We start from the raw sequence: 2,856 nt of genomic DNA on the forward strand, positions 1-2,856 counted from the left end.
TTCTCTTTTAGTCTCTGTGATAATCGGACGGCATCATGCAATACCTGCCAGCAAACGACTCCAGTTGCGTTTACCTGCGATAAAGCCGTCACGCAGGGCCCGGTACTCCAGTTGCAGCTTGAGGCGGTCATAGCGCGCCAGCGCCTTGCGCTTGCGCAGCTCCAGCAGCCGCTTGCGACTGGCGTAATAGTGTTGCAACTGCTGGCTCAGTTTGTCGTACTCCTCCTGCAGCAGCGCCTGCCACAGTTCGCGATCTTCCTGCTTGCGCAACTTGGCTTGTGCCCGTTTCAGCTGCATCTGCAGCCGGGCCTGCTCGATACGCTCCTCCGGCGAGGATCTGAGGTCCCCCGCCAGACCACACCAGGAGGCGAGCCGGATCAACCACTTGGTCGGATCGAACTGCCACCAGTGAATGCCGTTGCGGTAGTCATTCTCGAACAGGTGGTGAAAGTTGTGGTACCCCTCGCCAAAGGTGAAAAAAGCCAGGATGCCGTTATCGCGAGCGGTATTGCGGTCGGTATAAGGCTGACTGCCCCAGATGTGGGCCAGCGAGTTGATGAAGAAGGTGGTGTGGTGAGTCATCACCATCCTCAGCACGCCCGCCAACAGCAACATGCCGAGCAAGTCCCCATGCCACAGGCCAAGCAGCAGCGGCAACCCCAGATTGGCCGCCAGCGCCAACGTCAGATAGTGACGGTGCTGAAACGCGACCACCGGGTTATTCTGCAGGTCACGCACATTGCTGTAATCGCCATAGCGATCTCCCTGATGCTCCCGCAGCATCCAGCCGATGTGGGAATACCAGAAACCGCGCCCCGCGCTGTAGGGGTCTTTATCGTTGTCATCCACATGACGATGGTGACGGCGGTGATCGGCCGACCAGTGCAGGGCAGAATTCTGCAGCGCCAACGCACCGCCGATGGCAAATAACCACTGCAAAGCGGGGTGCGCCTTGTAAGCCTTGTGCGACCAGAGCCGGTGATAACCTGCGGTGATGGAGAGACCACTCAGGCAGAACAACAACAGGAAACTGGCCCACTGCCAGAGATCGTAACCGTGACTCATGCCGTACCAGGGTACGACAATCAACGCCACTATCCCGGAGAGGGAGAACAGCAGGGTATTAGTCAAAATAATGGGGGGTCTGGCCATCTCATTGCATCCTTTCAGCGAACAGCTGTTAGCCATTTTCTATGGTGATTTCCTCACGGTCAATGGTAAAAAAGTAGGATACAAACCTGATCCTGAGGCGCCTTCGGGTTATCATTTGGCCTCAATAAGCTGAAGGTGACTGATTTCGTGGGTATTCGCGCTCAACAAAAAGAAAAAACCCGGCGTACATTGATCGATGCTGCATTCAGCCAACTGTGCGCCAATCGGAGTTTCTCCAATCTCAGCCTGCGGGAAGTCGCTCGCGAAGCGGGTATCGCGCCCACCTCTTTCTATCGCCACTTTCGCGATATGGAGGAACTGGGCCTGACCCTGGTTGACGAAGGAGGCCTTACCCTGCGCCAACTGATGCGCCAGGCACGCCAGCGCATTGCCGGTGGTGGCAGTGTCATCAGCACCTCGGTGCAGACCTTTATGGAGTTCGTCGAGAACAACCCCAACATCTTCCGGCTGCTGCTGCGGGAACGCTCCGGTACCTCGGCCGCCTTTCGTCAGGCGGTGGCTCGCGAAATCCAGCACTTTATCGCAGAGCTGACCGATTATCTGGAAGCCACCACAGAAGCACCACGGGAAGATGCCTACATCCAGGCAGAAGCCATGGTCACCATCGTCTTCAGTGCCGGTGCCGATGCACTCGACATGACCAGCGAAGAGTGCCGTGCACTCTCCGACCGAACAATTCGCCAACTGCGGATGATCGCCATGGGCGCCGAGGTACAAAACCAGAAGCGCCGTGAACCTCACCCATGACCACAGGATGGAGAACGATATGACTGAACAGCTTATGATCCCGAAAAAACCGCTCGTCATGGCCATGCTGATTGGTATCTGTGGCGATGCCTCTCTGGCCGTGCTGACCAACTCGGTCGTGCCTTTTTCCTTCTTCCCGCTGATTGCCCTCTGGCTGGCGGCCTATCAGCTGTTCCAGCACTATCGTCATGAACCCATGGTGGGCAACACCCCCATCTGCACCCTGCTCTCCTTCTTTATCGGTGTCTTCGGCCACTCCGCACTGCTCAAGGTGCAATACCCGGAGCTTGGCAGCAACTTCTTCTCCCTGATCATGATGCTGCTGTTACTAGCAGCCCTCTCCATCAAGCTCGGCCTGAGCATTGGCAACAAAGAGAAGCCCTGATAAATAGACCGAGTGATGGTAATCAGCTGATAGATAAAACAAAGAGGCCTTCCCGACGGGAAGGCCTCTTTGTTTGAGCGGTACCTGATTAATCCGGCAATCTCGGTATTCCCAACCTCGTCAAGCTGCTGGGCTTCAAGATCGACGTGCAAATGGAAGAGGGGGTGGTCAATATGGAGCTGCCCTGTAGTCAGCAGGCAGCAGAAGGCTGATTTGACCGCCTGCAGAGTCGTTCAAATTGCTTTGAATGAAACTGATAGGGCTCGGATATAGCCAGAAAATGGTGGAAATAACCGGCTATCTGGCACTCTCTCGGCAGGTAAAAACCAAACGTTGGCTGTTTAACACGCTAAAAACACCAAAGCCCAGTCTCACGACCGGGCTTTGGTGTTCGCCGAGTGTACAAATCTGGGGGGCTCTGGGCAAAAATCGCCCATAGCAAAAAGGCCTTCCCATTCGGGAAGGCCTTCAAATTAGTGGCGGAGCGGACGGGACTCGAACCCGCGACCCCCGGCGTGACAGGCCGGTATTCTAACCGACTGAACTACCGC

General features: G+C 56.0%; 3 protein-coding genes. 2 read left to right on the forward strand and 1 reads right to left on the reverse strand.

Going from position 1 to position 2,856, the window contains the following annotated elements; genetic code table 11:
- Positions 1–33 precede the first annotated feature (33 nt).
- On the reverse strand, positions 34–1,152 hold the full coding sequence (locus tag AB5Y85_RS07295) for a fatty acid desaturase (protein ID WP_005339923.1): 1,119 nt from the start codon (positions 1,150–1,152) through the stop codon (positions 34–36).
- Between the two features lie 147 nt (positions 1,153–1,299).
- On the opposite strand from AB5Y85_RS07295, the gene fabR reads away from it, so the two are divergent.
- Together fabR and AB5Y85_RS07305 are read left to right on the forward strand one after the other, a co-directional pair.
- A complete protein-coding gene (gene fabR / locus AB5Y85_RS07300) occupies positions 1,300–1,920 on the forward strand; it encodes an HTH-type transcriptional repressor FabR (protein WP_005339921.1) in 621 nt (206 codons plus the stop codon).
- A gap of 19 nt (positions 1,921–1,939) precedes the next feature.
- Complete coding sequence (locus AB5Y85_RS07305) at positions 1,940–2,305, forward strand: YijD family membrane protein (protein ID WP_146037049.1); 366 nt, start codon at positions 1,940–1,942, stop codon at positions 2,303–2,305.
- Positions 2,306–2,856 lie beyond the last annotated feature (551 nt).

It is taken from the genome of Aeromonas sp. R3-1, assembly GCF_040908345.1.
GTDB lineage: Bacteria > Pseudomonadota > Gammaproteobacteria > Enterobacterales > Aeromonadaceae > Aeromonas > Aeromonas veronii.

What these genes read in the sequence shown, in the direction of transcription:
- AB5Y85_RS07295 (WP_005339923.1), bottom strand. Translation starts at nt 1,152, where the DNA reads ATGGCCAGACCCCCCATTATTTTGACTAATACCCTGCTGTTCTCCCTC.
- AB5Y85_RS07305 (WP_146037049.1), top strand. Translation starts at nt 1,940, where the DNA reads ATGACTGAACAGCTTATGATCCCGAAAAAACCGCTCGTCATGGCCATG.